Consider the following 16,635-nt stretch of genomic DNA (forward strand, 5'->3'; position numbering starts at 1 on the left):
GCTGCCATCTCCCCATTTGCACTGCGTGAAAATGGGGAGGATCAGAGGTGTCAGTGCTTCTTGCGCGTCAATTCCCGCATCGCGCCGTCGAGGCCTTCAAGGCTGAGGGGGAACATCGAGCCGCCGACGAGATCCTTGATCATCTTGGTCGACTGCGAATAGTTCCACTGCTTTTCGGGCACGGGATTGAGCCACACGGTGGCCGGGTAGGTCTGCGCGACGCGGTGGAGCCAGATGGCGCCGGCCTCCTCGTTGAAATGCTCTACCGAGCCGCCGGGGTGGCTGATCTCGTAAGGGCTCATCGCCGCATCGCCGACGAACACGATCTTGTAGTCGTGGCCGTACTTGTGGAGGATGTCCCAGGTGTTCGTGCGCTCGGACCAGCGGCGCTTGTTGTCCTTCCAGACGCCTTCGTAGAGGCAGTTGTGGAAATAGAAGAACTCCATGTTCTTGAATTCGGCGGTGGCGGCGCTGAACAGTTCCTCCACCAGCTTGATAAACGGGTCCATCGAGCCGCCGACATCGAGGAACAAGAGCAGTTTGACCGCATTGCGCCGTTCGGGGCGCATGCGGATATCGAGCCAGCCTTGCTTGGCGGTGCCTTCGATCGTGCCGGGCAGATCAAGCTCATCGGCATGGCCCTCGCGCGCGAAGCGGCGCAGGCGGCGCAGCGCGATCTTGATGTTGCGGGTGCCGAGTTCCTTGGTGTTATCAAGATTGGCAAACTCGCGCTTTTCCCAGACCTTGATCGCGCGGCCGTGCTTGCCCTCGCCGCCGATGCGCACGCCTTCGGGGTTGTAGCCGCCGTGGCCGAAGGGGCTGGTGCCGCCGGTGCCGATCCACTTGCTGCCGCCCTCGTGGCGCTCTTTCTGTTCTTCGAGCCGCTTCTTGAGCGTCTCCATGATCTCGTCCCACGAGCCGAGCGCCTTGATCTTCTCCATTTCCTCTTCGCTGAGGAACTTTTCGGCGACGGCGCGCAGCCAGTCTTCCGGAATGTCGACCGGACGCTGGCCATAATCGGTGAGGAGGCCCTTGAAGACCTTGTTGAACACCTGATCGAACCGGTCGAGCAGGCCCTCGTCCTTCACGAAGGTGGCGCGGGAGAGGTAGTAGAAGGCCTCGGGCGTCTGCTCGATCACATCCTTGTCGAGCGCTTCGAGCAGGACGAGGTGTTCCTTGAAGCTGGCCTTGATGCCAGCTGCGCGCAGCTCGTCGATGAAGTTGAAGAACATGTTGGCCTCGCTCGCGTCTTAACCGGGTGATTAAGGCGAATGCGGGGCTTGGGCAAGCGCTACGAAGAGGTTGGCGGCGGGGGCGGTTGCTTTGCATGTCGTTCGACGCCCGCGGGGAACACGGCCCAGGCGGGGGCGTCGTCGGTCCAGATCACCATCTGCGGGGTGAGATCGTGCGGCGGCTGGATGAAGCCGACGCGCATGGTGCGGAACTGCGGGCGGGCGGAGACTTGCGCCATCACCGGGGTGCCGCAGGCGGGGCAGAAGGATTGGGTGAGGGTGTTGCCGCTGGCGGCGGTGTAGGCGTGGGTGGCGAGTTGGCCGGTGATCGTTACGTCGGTGGTCAGGAACATGGCATTGGTGCTGTGCGATCCGCCGGCGAGCTGCTGGCACTGGCGGCACCAGCACTGGCGCACCGCGATGGGCGCTTCAGCGGCGATTGCGGCGGTGACGGCTCCGCAGGCGCAGGTTCCGGTGTAGGCCATGGCAAGTCCCTCACTTTTGGGCCAAGATTCAGGATTGTTAGTCGTACTTACAATTTGTAGGCTGCGGGCAACCGGAGAGGACGACCACAACCATGCTCAAGCTCTACAGTTTCGGACCTGCCGCCAACTCGCTGAAGCCGCTGCTCACCTTGTATGAGAAGGGCCTGGTGTTCGAGAAGAACCGGCTCGATCCGGCAAAGTTTGAACACCATACCGACTGGTTCAAGGCGATCAACCCGCGGGGCCAGGTGCCTGCACTGGTCGATGGGGCGCATGTGATCACCGAGAGCACGGTCATTTGCGAGTATCTGGAGGACGAATATCCGACCGAGGTTTCGCTACGGCCCGCGACGTCGGCGGGCAAGGCCGCGATGCGGGTGTGGACCAAGTGGGTGGACGAGTACTTCTGCTGGTGCGTCTCGACCATCGGCTGGCACCGCTATGTGGGGAATATGGTGAAGGGCCTCTCGGACGCCGAGTTCGAGGAGAAGGTGGCCGCGATCCCGGTGGTGGAGCAGCAAGTGAAGTGGCGCCGCGCGCGCGAGGGCTTCCCGCAGGACATGCTGGATGAGGAAATGCGCAAGATCGGCTATTCGGTGGAGCGGCTGGACGCGCATTTGCGGGAGCACGAGTGGCTGGTGCCGGGGCAGTATACGCTGGCGGATATCTGCAATTTCGCGATCGCAAACGGGATGCAGCACGGTTTTCCGGAATTCGTCAGCGCGGAGAAGACGCCGGGGTTGGTGCGCTGGATCGAGCAGATCAAGGCGCGCCCGGCGGTGCAGCGGATGTATGCCGAAGTGGAGCTGGAGCAGCTCGGGCCTCGGGAGTGAGCTTGGATTTCAGTGCTCTCTTCCTTTCAGGGGAGAGATACGAAGGCTTGGCGCGAAGTGCCTAGCCGAAGTTGAGAGGGGGTTGGCGCTGGGGTTGTTCCCCTCTCCCAACCCTCTCCCCTGAAGGGGAGATGGCTTTCAGACTGGCGGCGGGCCCTTCGGGTGCCGGGTGAAGTGATCGGGGATCGGCGCCCAGCTGGGGGCGCTTTCCGTCCAGATTGCAGCCGTGGGCGCGCAGAGTTCCGGATCATCGAGCGTGCCCGCCCGCACGCGCATCGGCAGGCCCTTCGGCGTGACGGTGCGGCTGTAAATCTGCGCGCCGCAGACCTTGCAGAAGCCGCGCTCCACGGTGTTGCCGCTGTCCGCGATCATCGTGAACAGGCCAAGATCGCCGGTGATCGCAACCGCTTCCTCCGGAAACAGCACGTTGACCGTGGCCGAGCCGCTGGCAATGCGTTGGCAATCGCGGCACCAGCACATGCGCGCGCCGACGGGCTCTGCGGCGATGATATAGCGCACCGCGCCGCAGAGGCATCCGCCTGAGTGTGGCATCAGTTCGACGGCCGCCGCGCCATGAAGGCAAGCCGTTCGAACAACATCACATCCTGCTCGTTCTTGAGCAGCGCGCCGTGCAGCGGCGGGATCGCCTTGGTGGGGTCGCGGTTCTGGAGGACGTCGAGCGGCATGTCCTCGTTGAGGAGGAGCTTGAGCCAGTCGAGCAGTTCGGACGTGCTGGGCTTCTTCTTGAGGCCGGGGACTTCGCGCACTTCATAGAAGATATCCATCGCCTTGCTGACGAGGGTCTTCTGGATGTTCGGGAAGTGGACGTCGATGATCGACTGCATCGTCGCCCGGTCGGGGAACTTGATGTAGTGGAAGAAGCAGCGGCGCAGGAACGCGTCGGGCAGTTCCTTCTCGTTGTTCGAGGTGATCACGACGATCGGGCGCTCCTTGGCGGCAATCGTCTCGTGCGTTTCGTAGACGTCGAAGCTCATCCGGTCGAGCTCCTGCAGGAGATCGTTCGGAAACTCGATATCCGCCTTGTCGATCTCGTCGATCAGGAGGACGGGGAGCTGCGGCGAGGTGAAGGCTTCCCACAGCTTGCCGCGGCGGATGTAGTTCGAAATCTCGTGCACGCGCGGATCGCCGAGCTGGCCATCGCGCAGGCGGGCGACTGCGTCGTATTCATAGAGACCCTGCTGCGCCTTGGTGGTGGACTTGATGTTCCACTCGATCAGCGGCGCGCCAACGGCCTTGGCGATTTCGTGCGCGAGGACGGTCTTGCCGGTGCCGGGCTCACCCTTCACCAGCAGGGGGCGGCGCAGCAGCACCGCGGCGTTAACTGCCACCTTGAGATCATCGGTGGCGACGTAATTGCTGGTGCCTTCGAAGCGCATGTCCTGTCCCTGTATGGCGTCAAGTTGTTGGGTACGGTCTTAACCGAGCGGTTAGATCGTAGGGGCCTCGCGCAGTGCAGGCAAGAGCTTCAATGGTGAGCGGGCGCGCCCCTCTCAATTCGGACTGCGGCACTTGCCCGTGGTAGTGCGTTCGATGGTGCCATCATCATCGTAGCGGATCTGCATGGTAAGCCCGTCGCTCGCCAGCCAGCGTATCCTTGCGCCGTACCAATTCCCGTCCTTCCACTGGCATTCGATCGCGCCGCCCACACGCCAGTCGAACGCACGCACTTCGTCGCTGATCCGGGTTTCGCGGGTCCCATCGTCGAACTGGATTGTCAGCGAGGAGCCGCTTTTGCCCCCGACCACACCGGGAAAGGTCTGCGTGCTGTCGCGCCAGGGGGCAAGCACCCAATCGCCGACATCGTGCGCCAGTACCGGCGCGGCAGGGGCGAGGGAGCAGAGGGCAAGGGCTAGGGCCGCTGGCAGCAGCCGGCGCAGTGGCACGTGATCAGACATCGGTTTCCCCCCCAAGTGAACCACCGGTGGCACCCTCGCACGGACTGCGATGCGGCCCATCAGTGAAACTACGTAAGGTTATGGCACTAGATGGCGCTACGCAACTGCCGTTGCTGATCGCACGTGGCGGTCTGACCGGCTTGTCGCGACATACTGATACAGTGCAGGGCGTTGCCGCACCGGCATCGCACGTGTAGGCGAAGCGCCATGCCGTCCGTTCCAGCTGCCAGCGCCGCGCGCTACGCTCCGTCGCGCCGCGACCGGGTTGTATCTTTCGTGCTGGCGGTGGTGACCGGGTGCTTCCTGATTGCCGTGCTGGTGTTGATGACCGGCGTTGTCGGTGGCGGCGGCCCGGAGGGCGGGCAACTGGTCGCGATCAGTATTGCGCCGCCTTCTGCCGAAAAGGAAAAGCAGAAAGCCGCGCCCAAGCAGGACGTTAAGCAGGAGCAGGTGCAGACGGTGACGACCCCGCCGCCCAAGCTGCCGCCCCGCGTCGAAATCCCCAGCAAGAATCAGGTCGAATGGCCGCCGGGCTTCATCAAGCTGAGCCGTGAGGACCTTGCCAAGGCGGATATCAGCCGGATCAAGCCTGCTGGTGGCGGCGGTTCGACCGGAGCTTCGGCCGGCGGGGGCGGCAATGCCGAAGGCACCGGCGACGGCCCCGGCGGCGCGCGGGTCTACAATGCGGAATGGTATCGCGAGCCGACGCGGGCGGAAATGTCGCCCTACATGAGCGCGGCGCGCGGCGGCGGGGCTGGCGATTGGGCGATGATCATCTGCCGCACGGTCGAGCGGTTCCATGTCGAGGATTGCCGCGAGGTGGATGAAAGTCCGCGCGGATCAGGGCTTGCCCGCGCGCTGCGGCAGGCGGCTTGGCAGTTTCTGGTGCGGCCGCCGCGCGTTGACGGCAAACCGCAGCTGGGCACCTGGGTGCGCATCCGTTTCGATTTCAAGGCAGCCAAGGCACCGGATGGTGCGGCCGACCAGGACTGAACCTGGCCGGCCTGGGCCCACGCCTTCGCACAAGGCATAGGCCCAATTTGGGACCCAATCGGGCAATCAGAATTCCGACCAGTTGTCCTCATGGAGTTCGAGCGCGAGATTGCCGTGCACCGGCGCGGGTGCTGCGGCCGCAATCGGACGCGGGGCTGAAGCCGGTGCCGTGTGGCGCGGGGGCGGCGGGGCCGCGAACGTGGCGGCTGAGGCGCTGATGCCTGCGCCCCGGAAGCGCGCGACGAGATTGGCGAGATTGGCCGCCTGGCCTGAGAGATTGCGCGAGGCGGCCGCGCTTTCCTCGACCATCGCGGCGTTCTGCTGAGTCATCCGGTCGAGCTCGCCCATGGTCACGTTGACCTTGGAAATGCTGGCCGCCTGATCGACGGCAGCGGTAGCGATACCTTCGACCAGCGTGCCGATTTCGGCCACTTGGGTGATGATCGCATCGAGCGCCTCGCCGGTTTCACCCACGAGGTGCACGCCCAGCTCGACATGCTGCGCGCTGCCGCTGATCAGGCCCTTGATATCCCGCGCGGCTTCGGCGGAACGCTGGGCGAGGGCGCGCACTTCATTGGCGACGACCGCGAAGCCGCGACCTGCCTCGCCTGCGCGTGCGGCTTCGACGCCTGCGTTCAGGGCAAGCAGATTGGTCTGGAAAGCGATGCCATCGATGAGGTCGATGATCTGGGTAATCTGCTTCGAGCTGTCGACAATCGAATCCATTGCGCCGACCGCTCGCTTGACCACATCGCCCCCGGCATTGGCGCGATCGGTGGCGCGCACGATGGTTTCGCGCACGGCTCCGGCATTCTGGGCGCTCTGCTCGACTTTGGCGGTGACTTCGCGCATCGCGTTGGCGGCGGACTCAAGGCTGGCGGCCTGCTGTTCGGTGCGGCTGGCGAGATCGTCGGAGGCGGCGCGGATCTCGGTCGAGCCGGTCTGGACACCGCTGGCAGTGCCGGCGACCGAGCCGATGACTTGCTCCAGTTCGCTCGCCATGGCGTTGAAATCGGTCTTGAGGCGGACGAAGGGGCCTTCGAGTGCGGCGGTGACGCGTGCCGCGAGATCGCCTTCCTTGAGCCGGGCGAGCGCGGCACCCAGCGTGCTGACGATAAGTTCGACCTGTTCGGTCTTGCTCTTTTCGGCGCGGGCGAGCTGATCCTGCAGGGCGCGCATGGCGCGGCCGAGCGCGCCGATTTCGTCCTGCGTATCGGCCACATGGAGCGCGCTATCGAGGTGGCCATCGGCAAGGTCCTGGATGGCATGGGTGATCTGGCCGACGGGACGGGCAACGAGGCGCACCATCATCACATAGATCCCGCCAAGCGTGGCGAGCAGCGCCAGGGTTGTGAAGACGGCGGCCCAAAGGGCAAGCGTGTAGCCCGATTGGGACTGCTGAACGGCCACCTCGATATGGTGTTTCTGGTATTCGGCAAGATCGACAAGGGATTTGGCGGTGGCTTCGACCGGTTCGGATGAAGTGGCCAGCCGCGCCAGTGCTTCGGCGGTGCGGCCCTCGCCAGAGAGCTGGAGAATCTGCGTGGTATCCTGGCTCATCTGCTGCCAGCCGGCCTTGAACGCCTTGAGATAGGCCCTTTCCTTGTCGTCGAGGTCGGTCGCCTCGAAAGCTGCGGTCTGGGTGCTGATGATCTTCTGGTTGGTGGCGATGATCTTCTCGGCTTCGGCGCGCTCGTATTCATCGGCCGCGAGCAGGTGAACTCGCAGCCCGTTCTCGAACTCGGCCATGGCAATGTTGATCTTGTCCGCCGAGAGCGCCTGGGGGACGTGATCCTCCGCCACTTCGATTTCAGCGGCGCGCATGGCGCCCATGCGCCAGACCATGGTGCCGATTGCCGCAACGATGACCAGCGAAAGCACGGCGAACATCACCGCGAGCTTGCGTCCGATCGGAGCGTTCCTGAGATAGTCCATGCCGATTGAGCCCGTAACTGCCGCCACGCGGGACTGCGGAGCGAATGCTGGCCCGTTCTAGACACGCGGTGACTGCGATGGAGTTGGGCCGGGACTAGGGTGAAACCCGGGGGGCGCGGTTAAAATCCGGTGAAGGGCTCAGGCGGCGGGTGCGCCGATCGCATCGAGCGCGGCCATGTCATCGGCAGAGAGCGTGATGCTTGCTGCCGCCAGATTCTCGCGCAGGTGCCCGCGTGAGGACGTGCCGGGGATCAGCAGCACATTGGGCGCGCGGTGGAGCAGCCAGGCGAGCGCCAGCTGCATCGGCTTGACGCCGAGCCGCGCCGCATGGGCATCGAGCGCGGCGGATTGCAGCGGGGAGAAGCCGCCGAGCGGGAAGAACGGCACATAGGGTATGCCGTCTGCGCCAAGTGCGTCGATCAGGGCATCATCGGTGCGCTGCACGAGGTTGTAGGCGTTTTGGACGCAGGCGACCTCGCCGATGGCGCGGGCCTCGGCGATCTGGGCGGCGGTGACGTTGCTGAGGCCGATGTGGCGGATCTTGCCTTGCTGCTTGAGGTCCATCAGCGCGCCGAAGCGTTCCGCCAGGCTGGTCTCGTCGGTGCTGAAGGCGTGGCCGATGCGCATGTTGACGACATCGAGCGCCTCCACGCCAAGGTTGCGCAAGTTGCCGTGGACCTGATCGACCAGCGCGACGGGCTCCGGCGTCATGATCCACGAGGCATCGCTGCCGCGCCGCGCGCCGACTTTGGTGACGAGCACAAGATCAGCGGGATAGGGCGAGAGCGCCTCGCGGATCAGCTTGTTGGTGACTTCGGGGCCGTAGAAATCGCTGGTGTCGATATGATTGACCCCGCTTTCCACCGCCTCGCGCAGCACGGCGATGCACTCGGCCGGATCGCGCGGGGGGCCGAACACGCCGGGGCCGGCAAGCTGCATCGCGCCGTAGCCCATGCGGTTTACGGTGAACTGGCCGAGGGGGTGAGTGGCGGGGTGCATCACGCGTCGATCAGTTCCGGATCGAGTTCGCCCGCGCGGTTCTGGATGAACATGAAGCGCTGGGCGGGATCGCGGCCCATGAGGCGGTCGACGAGGTCCTTCACGGCGGCGCGGCCTTCGTATTCGGGGGGCAGGGTGATGCGGATGAGGCTGCGCGTGGCGGGGCTCATCGTCGTCTCGCGCAGCTGCTGCGGGTTCATTTCGCCGAGGCCTTTGAAGCGGCCGACTTCGACTTTCTTGCCCTTGAACTTGGTCGCCTCCAGCTCGGCCCGGTGGGCGTCGTCCTTGGCGTAGACCGAGGTGGCACCGTTGGTGAGGCGGTAGAGCGGCGGCTGGGCGAGGTAGAGATGCCCGCGCCGGACTATTTCCGGCATTTCCTGGAAGAAGAAGGTCATCAGCAGCGTAGCGATATGCGCGCCGTCGACATCGGCGTCGGTCATGATGATGATCCGGTCGTAGCGTAGCGCGTCGGCATTGCAGTCCTTGCGCATGCCGCAGCCCAAGGCGAGCGCGAGATCGGCGATTTCGGCATTGGCGCGGATCTTGTCGGCGCTGGCGCTCGCGACGTTGAGGATTTTACCTCGGATCGGCAGGATCGCCTGGGTCTTGCGGTCGCGCGCGTGCTTCGCGCTGCCGCCGGCCGAATCGCCCTCGACGATGAACAGCTCGGTCTCGCCGCTGCCTTCGCCGCTGCAATCGGTGAGCTTGCCGGGAAGGCGCAGCTTGCGCGCGTTGGTCGCCGTCTTGCGCTTGACCTCGCGCTCCGCCTTGCGGCGCAGGCGTTCATCCATCCGCTCCATGACCGAACCGAGCAGGGCTTTGCCGCGCTCCATATTGTCGGTGAGGAAGTGGTCGAAGTGATCGCGCATGGCAGATTCGACCATGCGTGCGGCTTCGGGGCTGGTCAGGCGGTCCTTGGTCTGGCTCTGGAACTGGGGATCGCGGATGAAGATCGAGAGCATGATCTCGCTGCCCGTGAGCATGTCTTCGGGCGCGATGTCCTTGGCCTTCTTCTGGCCGACGAGTTCGCCAAAGGCGCGGATGCCCTTGGTAAGCGCGGCGCGCAGGCCCGCTTCGTGCGTGCCGCCATCGGGGGTGGGGATGGTGTTGCAGTACCAGCTGTACGATCCGTCGGACCACAGCGGCCAGGCGATCGCCCATTCGGCGCGGCCCATTTCCTCGCCGTTTGGCCCTGCCGGAAAGTCCTGGCTGCCCGTGAACGGCACCGTGGTCACGCATTCGCGGCCCGCGACTTGTTCGGCAAGGTGATCGGCAAGGCCGCCGGGGAACTGGAACACGGCTTCAGCGGGAATGTCCGTCCCCGCGATCAGCGCAGGCGCGCACTTCCAGCGGATTTCGACGCCGGCGAAGAGATAGGCCTTCGAGCGGACGAGGCGGAACAGGCGGGCGGGCTTGAAGCGGGCTTCGGATCCGAAGATCTCGCCGTCGGGGATGAAGGTGACGGATGTGCCGCGCCGATTGGGGGCCGCGCCGACGCGCTGCAGCGCGGTGGTGGGCAGCCCGCGCGAGAATTCCTGCGCGTAGAGCTCCTTGTTCCGCGCCACTTCGACCCGGGTGAGCACCGAGAGCGCATTGACCACCGAGATGCCGACACCGTGAAGGCCGCCCGAGGTAGCATAGGCCTTGCCAGAGAACTTGCCGCCCGAATGGAGCATGGTGAGGATGACTTCGAGCGCCGACTTGCCCGGATACTTCGGGTGCTCGTCCACCGGCATGCCGCGGCCGTTGTCGGTGATGGTGATCTTGCCTGCGGTGCCGTCCGGGCCTTCCTCGAGCGTGACTTCGATGCGGCCCGCATGGCCCGCGACAGCCTCGTCCATCGCGTTGTCGAGCACTTCGGCGGCGAGGTGGTGGAGCGCGCGCTCGTCGATCCCGCCGATGTACATGCCGGGGCGGCGGCGGACGGGTTCGAGCCCTTCGAGCACCTCGATGGCGCTTCCGTCGTAGCTTTCCTCGGTGCTGCGCGGCGGCAGCTTTTCAAACAGGTCGTCGGCCATGGGAACGACTATAGAACACGCCGGAATCCGGGGGCAATGGGGGGATGGTGCTTATCCCGGGGTTTTGTGGGGCTTTCGCGGGGTTGGTTACGAAGAAGGGAAGGGGTTTCTCGCAGAGTCGCAGAGGAAGCGGAGGACGCAAAGACGTAGCTTCCCGCCGGAGGCGCTATTCCAAATCCGCAGCAGGTTTGAGAGCGGCTTCGCCACAAACACACCCTCTTTGCAATCTCTGCTTCCTCTGCGTCTCTGCGAGAAACCTCTTCTAACTCAAGGATTGAACTTCGCCGGCGCCGGGCTGGCGGTCACGAAAGTCCCTGCGCCCACTTCCCGCACTTCCATCGCGCGTTCGGCGACGCCGTTGGCTTCGAAGCGGAACACGCCGTCGAGCCCGATGAAGCCATCGCGCGTATAGAGCTTGGCGGTGGGGAACAGGGTGCCCGGCTTCCACCCGCGCGCGACATTGAGCGTGAGGAGCACGGAATCGTAGCCCAGCGTGGCAAGGCGCGAGGGCGAGGCGCCGAAGCGGGTGCGGTAGGACTGCTCGAACTGGCCGAAGCGCTTGTCCGAAACTGCGGCGAACCAGGCGCCGCGCATCGAGGGGCTCTTGGCGATCGAGGCATCGCCGTTCCACAGCTCGGTGCCGAGGAGCTGCGTGCCATTGGCGGCAGGCGCGGCCATCAGCGCGATGCGGCCGCTATCGCCGATCAGGAGTGCATCGACCGGCCCCTTGGCAAGCACGCGGCGCACCGCGCTCGATACCGAGGTGTTGGAGCGGTCGTAGCTTTCGATCGCAGTCACGGTGAGCCCGCGCGAGCGTGCTGCGACCATGAGCGCGGAGGACACGCGCTGGCCGTAGGCGCCGGTGGGAATGATCGCGCCGACCGACTTCAGCCCCTTGTCCTGCGCGAAGCCGATCACGCGGGCGATGGCCTGTGCGGGCACCTGGCCGAGCACGAAGACATCGCGGTCGGCAACAGTTGCATCGTTCGAATAGGTGATCATCGGCACCTTGGCCGGCCGCGCGACGCTGGCAACGGCGACGACTTCATCGGCGAGCAGCGGCCCGAGGATCAGGCGATTGCCATCGAGGATCGCCTTGTTGGCGGCAAGCCCGGCGCCCAGCGCGGTATCGTAGGTCGTGATGCGCACGTTCTGCGCATTGGTATCGAGCAGCGCCATGGTGGTGGCATTGGCGATGGCCATGCCGACAGGCGCGTTGGGGCCGCTCATCGGCACGAGCAGGGCGACGCGGTGGCGATCAGCGTCGGTGGGCAGGACATTGGCGTCCGGCGTCACTTCCACCGGCTTTGGCGGGGGCGGCGGCGCGGCGGGTTTGGGGATCACGGCGCAGCCTGCGAGCAGGGCAAGCGCCCCGCACATGATCCAGCGTCGCAGGTTCCCGCCTGCTGTCCGCCCGTTTCCGATCATCATTGGCTTGCCGCTCCCTGGTAGCCGGTCCATTGGACTGCGTATGGATACGCCCCTGCTTGAACCCGGTCTCTATATAGTCGCGACCCCGATTGGCAATCTCGGTGACGTCAGCCGGCGGGCAATCGACGTACTTTCACGCTGCGCCGTTGTCGCCTGCGAGGATACGCGGGTGACGGGCAAGCTCTTGCATCACCTTGGAATCAAGCGGCCGCTTCGGCGCTATGACGATCACGCGAGCGATGCGGCGCGCGAGGCGCTGCTGGGGGAGATGACGCGCGGGGCCGTGGCGCTGGTCTCTGACGCGGGAACGCCGCTGATTTCCGATCCCGGCTACCGCCTGGTGCGCGAGGCGCGCATCCGCGGGATTGCGGTGACGACAATCCCCGGCGCAAGCGCGCTGGTGGCGGCGCTGACGCTGGCGGGGCTGCCTACCGACCGCTTCCTGTTTGCAGGCTTCCTGCCGAGCAAGGACAAGGCGCGCGGCGATGTGCTGGCGGAACTGGCCGCAGTACCGGCGACGCTCGTGTTCTATGAGACGGGGCCAAGGCTGGTCGCCTCGCTGGAGGCGATGGCGCGGGTGCTGCCGGGGCGGGAGATCGCGGTCGCGCGCGAACTGACCAAGCTTCACGAGGAATGCCGGACAGGCACAGCGGCGGAGCTTGCCGCGCACTACACCGCGCATCCGCCGAAGGGCGAGATCGTGCTGCTGGCGGGGCCTCCCGGTGCGGCTGAGAAGCCGGGCGAGGCCGATGTGGATGCACTGTTGCTGGCGGCGCTGGCGGACTTGCCGGTTTCCAAGGCAGCGGCGCAGGTGGCCAAGGCGCATGGGCTGGACCGCAAGGCGCTCTATGCACGGGCGTTGGAATTGCGGGGGTGAGCCGCGAGGAGGCCGAGCGGCGGGGGCGGCGCGGGGAGAGCCTTGCAGCGTGGTACTTGTGGCTCTGCGGCTGGCGCATTCTCGCCAAGCGGCAGCGCGTGGGCGCGGGCGAGGTCGACCTTGTGGCGCGCAAGGGGCGCACGGTCGCGTTCATCGAGGTGAAATGGCGCAGCAGCCGGGCGGCGCTGGATCAGGCAATCGATGAAAGGCGGCTGCGGCGCGTGGCGCGGGCGGCGGAGGCGCTGGTGCCGCGCTTTGCTGGGCCGGGCGATGATATCAGGATCGACGTGATCCTGCTGGCACCGGGCCAGTGGCCGCGCCGGATCGCCAATGCCTGGCAACCCGGCGCGTGACCTGAAAGCTCAGTGACCGGGATGGCCGGTGCCATGCCCATCCTTGTGTTCGCCGTCGTGGCCGTCCTTGTGCCCATCCTTATGCTCGCCTTCGTGGCCATCCTTGTGCTCACCGTCCTTGGGGTGCTCGGTCGGGTGCTTTTCGGGGTTGGCAGCGGCGCTGGCAGTCCAGCCGAGGATGGCGGTGGTGCAGGCGAGAGCGGTGAGTGTCTTGCGCATGTGGTCTGGTCCCTTTTCGTGAAAGCGGTGCCGAGCAGCAAGCCGACCGGGCACGACGCTTTCATGGTCGCAAACCGGCGCAAACCGCATTAAGGCGCGGCTGCGGAGTATCACGCACCCGCAGCTAACGGATCGAGACCAGATGACCCTTCGCGTTGCCGTCCAGATGGACCCGCTGCATTCGATCAATATCAATGGGGACTCCTCGTTCGCGCTGATGCTGGCGGCGCAGGCGCGAGGGCATGAGCTCTATCACTACGACGTCGGCGCGCTCTCGCTTGACGAGAACGACCGGCTGACCGCGCGCGCCGTGCCGGTGACGGTTCAGCATGTGGCGGGCGATCACTACAAGGCGGGCGAGGCGCGGCGGCTCGATCTCGGGCGCGATATCGATGTGGTGCTGATGCGGCAGGATCCGCCGTTCCACATGGGCTATATCACCGCAACGCACCTGCTCGAGCGGATCGAGAGCGAGACGCTGGTGGTGAACAACCCGCGCAGCGTGCGCAATGCGCCCGAGAAGGTGATGGTGCTCGACTACCGGCGCTTCATGCCGCCGACGCTGGTGACGCGTTCGGTGGAAGAAGTGCGCGCGTTCCAGAAGCGCCACGGCGCCATCGTGATCAAGCCGATCCACGGCAACGGCGGCAAGGCGATCTTCCGCGTTTCGGAAGAGGGCGAAAACCTCGGCGCGCTGCTCGAAGTGTTCAACCAGACCTGGCCCGAGCCACATATGGTGCAGGCCTTCCTTCCCGAAGTGAGCGAGGGCGACAAGCGCATCGTGCTGGTGGACGGCGAAGTGGCGGGCGCGATCAACCGCAAGCCGGGCCAGGGCGAGTTCCGCTCAAACCTCGCGGTGGGCGGCTATGCGGAGAAAACTGCGTTGACGCCGGAAGAGCAGGAAATCTGCGCCGCGCTGGGGCCCCAGCTCAAGCGGCTGGGGCTGCTCTTCGTGGGCATCGACGTGATCGGCGGCAAGTGGCTGACCGAGATCAACGTGACATCACCGACCGGGATCGTGGCGATTGATCGGTTCAACGGGACCGATACGGCGGGGATGATCTGGGATGCGATTGAGGGGCGGGTTTGACGGGCTGCTTGCGTTGCATTTCCGCTAAGCGCAGATCAGGAGGGCTTCCTGCTGCAATCGAAGTGGACACACTTTGATTTGCAATTGCGGCGGCGGCAGTCATCATCTTCGGGCCGCGATTGTGGAGGCCGGATGAAGACCCGTTTCGTTCCTGCGATATGCCTGGCCCTGCTCGCTGGATGTAGCGAGAAGGCGCCATCCTCTCACTACGTTGAAGCGCCTGCGAACAAGTTTGGTATGCAGGAGACGCTCATCGGCAATGCTGGCGCCGCCGACCAGAGCGCGAATGTTGCGATCAAGGAGGAGCTGCCGAAGCCGGGCCAGAGCGCCGAAAAGACCGATCCGGCTGCACAGAGCCAGATCGCCTACCGCTACAGCTTCGGTTTCCGGATCGCCAGCGATCAGATCGCCGCCTTGCAGAAGGCCCATATCGCGCTGTGCGATGCGATGGGGCCAAAATGCCGGGTTTGGCGCACTTCGCTCAGCAGTAGTGACGAGGATCGATCAGGCGACGTCTCGCTGCAGGTGGCAGCAAACGAGGCGGGTGCCTTCGAGAAGGCACTCAGCGATCCGGCGCAGAAGCTGGGCGGCGAACTGGTCTCATCCGAGCGGGATGGCGAGGACCTTTCCAAAAACATCGTCGATACCGAAGCCAAGCTGCAGTCGCGTCTGGTGCTGCGGGGCAAGCTCACGGATATCCTGCGAAACAACAAGGGGTCCGTCGATGAACTGATCAAAGCCGAGAAAGCTGTGGCGGACGTCAACGAGGAAATCGATACCTCGGCCTCGGAATTGCAGGGCTATCGCTCGCGAGTTCGGTTCAGCGATGTGAACATCGAATACCGGCCCACCTATGGCGAAACTCAACTTGGCTTCGCGCGACCGATCATGACAGCGGCTGGGGCGATCGGGACAACGTTGGGCATGACCATCGCAGGGCTGATCTATGTGTTGACGGCGCTTGTTCCCATTGTGTTGTTCGCGATGGCGCTGCGGTGGGTGCTACACCGCTTCGGTTTGCGGATCCGGTTCTGGCGAAAGGCAGCGAAGGTGGAGAGCAAGGGGGACTGACGTTCCGATTGTTCTTCAAGAAGCTTTCGTCGGCCCGTGCAAGACACGGGCCTTGGCTTTAGTTGGCGGCAAAGGAAGCCGAGCCCCGTGTCAAGCACGGGGCGACGGGAAGTTTCTCTGCTGAACTATTGTTTCGTTTTGATCAGCCCTGCTCGGAAAGCCACTGCTCCAGATACTTGATCGAGTAGTCCCCATCGAGGACCTTGGGGTCGGTCAGCAGCTTCTGGTGGAGGGGGATCGAGGTCTTCACGCCGCCGATCACCATTTCTTCCAGCGCGCGCTTCAGGCGCATGATGCAGCCTTCGCGGGTGCGGCCATAGACGATGAGCTTGGCGATCATCGAATCGTAGTAAGGCGGGATGCGGTAGCCGGCGTAAAGCCCGCTATCGACGCGCACGTGCATGCCGCCCGCAGCGTGGTAGCTGGTGACGAGGCCGGGCGAGGGGGTGAAGTTGAACGGGTCTTCCGCGTTGATGCGGCACTCGATCGCGTGGCCGCTGAAGACGATGTCTTCCTGTTTGACCGAGAGCGGCTTGCCATCGGCGATGCGGATCTGCTCGCGCACGAGATCGACGCCGGTGATCGCCTCGGTGACGGGATGCTCCACCTGCAGGCGGGTGTTCATCTCGATGAAGTAGAACTCGCCGTTTTCCCACAAGAACTCGATCGTGCCCGCGCCGCGATAGCCCATGTCGGCCATCGCCTTGGAGACGATGCCGCCCATGCGGTCGCGCTCGGCAGCGGAGATTACGGGGGAGGGGGCTTCTTCGAGCACCTTCTGGTGGCGGCGCTGCAAGGAGCAGTCGCGTTCGCCGAGGTGGATGGCGTTGCCGTTGCCATCGCCGAAGATCTGGAATTCGATGTGGCGCGGGTTGCCGAGGTACTTCTCGATATAGACGGTGGCATCGCCGAACGCGGCCTTGGCTTCGCTGCCGGCCTGCTGGATCAGCGTTTCGAGCTCGTCGGGGCCGTTGCAGACCTTCATGCCGCGCCCGCCGCCGCCTGAAGCCGCCTTGATGATCACCGGATAGCCGGCGGCCTCGGCGATGGCCTTGGCTTCCTTGATATCGGAAACCGCGCCGTCCGAGCCCGGAACCAGCGGCAGACCGAGCTTGCCGGCGGTGCGCTTGGCCTCGATCTTGTCGCCCATCGTGCGGATATGTTCGGGCTTGGGGCCGATCCA

Annotated in this window: 17 protein-coding genes; 6 read left to right on the forward strand and 11 right to left on the reverse strand. The window is 65.0% G+C overall.

What is annotated here, in order from left to right; translation table 11 throughout:
• Nucleotides 1-50: 50 nt before the first annotated feature.
• Nucleotides 51-1,232, reverse strand: coding sequence for a VWA domain-containing protein (locus Q0071_RS11605; RefSeq protein WP_298169163.1), 1,182 nt, complete (start codon nucleotides 1,230-1,232; stop codon nucleotides 51-53).
• 59 nt (nucleotides 1,233-1,291) lie between these two features.
• The gene (locus tag Q0071_RS11610; RefSeq protein ID WP_298169166.1) at nucleotides 1,292-1,717 is read right to left on the reverse strand and encodes a GFA family protein; all 426 of its coding nucleotides are present in this window, start codon (nucleotides 1,715-1,717) and stop codon (nucleotides 1,292-1,294) included.
• A 92-nt stretch (nucleotides 1,718-1,809) separates the two neighbouring features.
• On the opposite strand from Q0071_RS11610, the gene Q0071_RS11615 reads away from it, so the two are divergent.
• Nucleotides 1,810-2,550, forward strand: a complete 741-nt coding sequence (locus Q0071_RS11615) for a glutathione S-transferase family protein (protein ID WP_298169169.1) — start codon at nucleotides 1,810-1,812, stop codon at nucleotides 2,548-2,550.
• 138 nt (nucleotides 2,551-2,688) lie between these two features.
• Here the strand turns inward: Q0071_RS11615 and Q0071_RS11620 are convergent, their stop codons facing one another.
• From Q0071_RS11620 to Q0071_RS11630, 3 genes are all read right to left on the reverse strand, one after another.
• Entirely contained in the window at nucleotides 2,689-3,102 is a 414-nt protein-coding gene (locus Q0071_RS11620; RefSeq protein ID WP_298169172.1) for a GFA family protein, read from the reverse strand.
• Complete coding sequence (locus Q0071_RS11625; protein ID WP_298169175.1) at nucleotides 3,102-3,947, reverse strand: MoxR family ATPase; 846 nt, start codon at nucleotides 3,945-3,947, stop codon at nucleotides 3,102-3,104. Before Q0071_RS11625 ends, Q0071_RS11620 begins: the two co-directional genes overlap by 1 nt.
• 114 nt (nucleotides 3,948-4,061) lie before the next feature.
• Nucleotides 4,062-4,466 (reverse strand): hypothetical protein, encoded by a 405-nt coding sequence (locus tag Q0071_RS11630; protein WP_298169178.1) that lies wholly within the window; start codon nucleotides 4,464-4,466, stop codon nucleotides 4,062-4,064.
• A gap of 207 nt (nucleotides 4,467-4,673) precedes the next feature.
• Here Q0071_RS11630 and Q0071_RS11635 point away from each other — a divergent pair, with 207 nt between their 5' ends.
• On the forward strand, nucleotides 4,674-5,459 hold the full coding sequence (locus Q0071_RS11635; RefSeq protein ID WP_298169181.1) for a hypothetical protein: 786 nt from the start codon (nucleotides 4,674-4,676) through the stop codon (nucleotides 5,457-5,459).
• Between the two features lie 66 nt (nucleotides 5,460-5,525).
• On the opposite strand, the gene Q0071_RS11640 is transcribed toward Q0071_RS11635, so the two are convergent.
• The 4 genes from Q0071_RS11640 to Q0071_RS11655 all read right to left on the reverse strand — a co-directional run bounded on the left by Q0071_RS11640 (nucleotide 5,526) and on the right by Q0071_RS11655 (nucleotide 11,842).
• A complete protein-coding gene (locus tag Q0071_RS11640; RefSeq protein ID WP_298169184.1) occupies nucleotides 5,526-7,421 on the reverse strand; it encodes a methyl-accepting chemotaxis protein in 1,896 nt (631 codons plus the stop codon).
• A 111-nt stretch (nucleotides 7,422-7,532) separates the two neighbouring features.
• Nucleotides 7,533-8,393: an oxidoreductase gene (locus Q0071_RS11645; RefSeq protein ID WP_298169186.1), complete on the reverse strand. Its 861-nt coding sequence runs from the start codon at nucleotides 8,391-8,393 to the stop codon at nucleotides 7,533-7,535.
• A complete protein-coding gene (locus Q0071_RS11650) occupies nucleotides 8,393-10,411 on the reverse strand; it encodes a DNA topoisomerase IV subunit B (RefSeq protein ID WP_298169189.1) in 2,019 nt (672 codons plus the stop codon). The genes Q0071_RS11645 and Q0071_RS11650 overlap by 1 nt, the downstream gene beginning before the upstream one ends.
• Before the next feature lie 267 nt (nucleotides 10,412-10,678).
• Entirely contained in the window at nucleotides 10,679-11,842 is a 1,164-nt protein-coding gene (locus tag Q0071_RS11655) for a penicillin-binding protein activator (protein ID WP_298169193.1), read from the reverse strand.
• Between the two features lie 40 nt (nucleotides 11,843-11,882).
• Here Q0071_RS11655 and rsmI point away from each other — a divergent pair, with 40 nt between their 5' ends.
• Nucleotides 11,883-12,719 (forward strand): 16S rRNA (cytidine(1402)-2'-O)-methyltransferase, encoded by an 837-nt coding sequence (rsmI, locus tag Q0071_RS11660; RefSeq protein WP_298169196.1) that lies wholly within the window; start codon nucleotides 11,883-11,885, stop codon nucleotides 12,717-12,719.
• Nucleotides 12,716-13,072 (forward strand): YraN family protein, encoded by a 357-nt coding sequence (locus tag Q0071_RS11665; protein WP_298169199.1) that lies wholly within the window; start codon nucleotides 12,716-12,718, stop codon nucleotides 13,070-13,072. The genes rsmI and Q0071_RS11665 overlap by 4 nt, the downstream gene beginning before the upstream one ends.
• A 9-nt stretch (nucleotides 13,073-13,081) precedes the next feature.
• Here Q0071_RS11665 and Q0071_RS11670 read toward each other — a convergent pair whose 3' ends face one another.
• A complete protein-coding gene (locus Q0071_RS11670; RefSeq protein ID WP_298169202.1) occupies nucleotides 13,082-13,291 on the reverse strand; it encodes a hypothetical protein in 210 nt (69 codons plus the stop codon).
• A 142-nt stretch (nucleotides 13,292-13,433) separates the two neighbouring features.
• Between Q0071_RS11670 and gshB the strand changes: the two genes are divergently transcribed.
• Nucleotides 13,434-14,381 (forward strand): glutathione synthase, encoded by a 948-nt coding sequence (gshB, locus tag Q0071_RS11675; protein ID WP_298169205.1) that lies wholly within the window; start codon nucleotides 13,434-13,436, stop codon nucleotides 14,379-14,381.
• A 132-nt stretch (nucleotides 14,382-14,513) separates the two neighbouring features.
• Nucleotides 14,514-15,452 (forward strand): DUF4349 domain-containing protein, encoded by a 939-nt coding sequence (locus tag Q0071_RS11680; RefSeq protein ID WP_298169208.1) that lies wholly within the window; start codon nucleotides 14,514-14,516, stop codon nucleotides 15,450-15,452.
• A 142-nt stretch (nucleotides 15,453-15,594) separates the two neighbouring features.
• On the opposite strand, the gene Q0071_RS11685 is transcribed toward Q0071_RS11680, so the two are convergent.
• Nucleotides 15,595-16,635, reverse strand: a 1,041-nt coding sequence (locus Q0071_RS11685) for an ATP-grasp domain-containing protein (protein WP_298169211.1), incomplete at its 5' end; no start/stop codon positions are given.

It is taken from the genome of Novosphingobium sp. (genome assembly GCF_027486195.1).
In the GTDB taxonomy this organism is placed as follows: domain Bacteria; phylum Pseudomonadota; class Alphaproteobacteria; order Sphingomonadales; family Sphingomonadaceae; genus Novosphingobium.

Coding starts and splice junctions, on each gene's coding strand:
- Q0071_RS11630 (WP_298169178.1), bottom strand. CDS start 4,466: ATGTCTGATCACGTGCCACTGCGCCGGCTGCTGCCAGCGGCCCTAGCC.
- Q0071_RS11680 (WP_298169208.1), top strand. CDS start 14,514: ATGAAGACCCGTTTCGTTCCTGCGATATGCCTGGCCCTGCTCGCTGGA.
- Q0071_RS11650 (WP_298169189.1), bottom strand. CDS start 10,411: ATGGCCGACGACCTGTTTGAAAAGCTGCCGCCGCGCAGCACCGAGGAA.
- Q0071_RS11615 (WP_298169169.1), top strand. CDS start 1,810: ATGCTCAAGCTCTACAGTTTCGGACCTGCCGCCAACTCGCTGAAGCCG.
- Q0071_RS11620 (WP_298169172.1), bottom strand. CDS start 3,102: ATGCCACACTCAGGCGGATGCCTCTGCGGCGCGGTGCGCTATATCATC.
- Q0071_RS11605 (WP_298169163.1), bottom strand. CDS start 1,232: ATGTTCTTCAACTTCATCGACGAGCTGCGCGCAGCTGGCATCAAGGCC.
- Q0071_RS11670 (WP_298169202.1), bottom strand. CDS start 13,291: ATGCGCAAGACACTCACCGCTCTCGCCTGCACCACCGCCATCCTCGGC.
- Q0071_RS11645 (WP_298169186.1), bottom strand. CDS start 8,393: ATGCACCCCGCCACTCACCCCCTCGGCCAGTTCACCGTAAACCGCATG.
- Q0071_RS11655 (WP_298169193.1), bottom strand. CDS start 11,842: ATGATGATCGGAAACGGGCGGACAGCAGGCGGGAACCTGCGACGCTGG.
- Q0071_RS11610 (WP_298169166.1), bottom strand. CDS start 1,717: ATGGCCTACACCGGAACCTGCGCCTGCGGAGCCGTCACCGCCGCAATC.
- gshB (WP_298169205.1), top strand. CDS start 13,434: ATGACCCTTCGCGTTGCCGTCCAGATGGACCCGCTGCATTCGATCAAT.
- Q0071_RS11625 (WP_298169175.1), bottom strand. CDS start 3,947: ATGCGCTTCGAAGGCACCAGCAATTACGTCGCCACCGATGATCTCAAG.
- Q0071_RS11635 (WP_298169181.1), top strand. CDS start 4,674: ATGCCGTCCGTTCCAGCTGCCAGCGCCGCGCGCTACGCTCCGTCGCGC.
- rsmI (WP_298169196.1), top strand. CDS start 11,883: ATGGATACGCCCCTGCTTGAACCCGGTCTCTATATAGTCGCGACCCCG.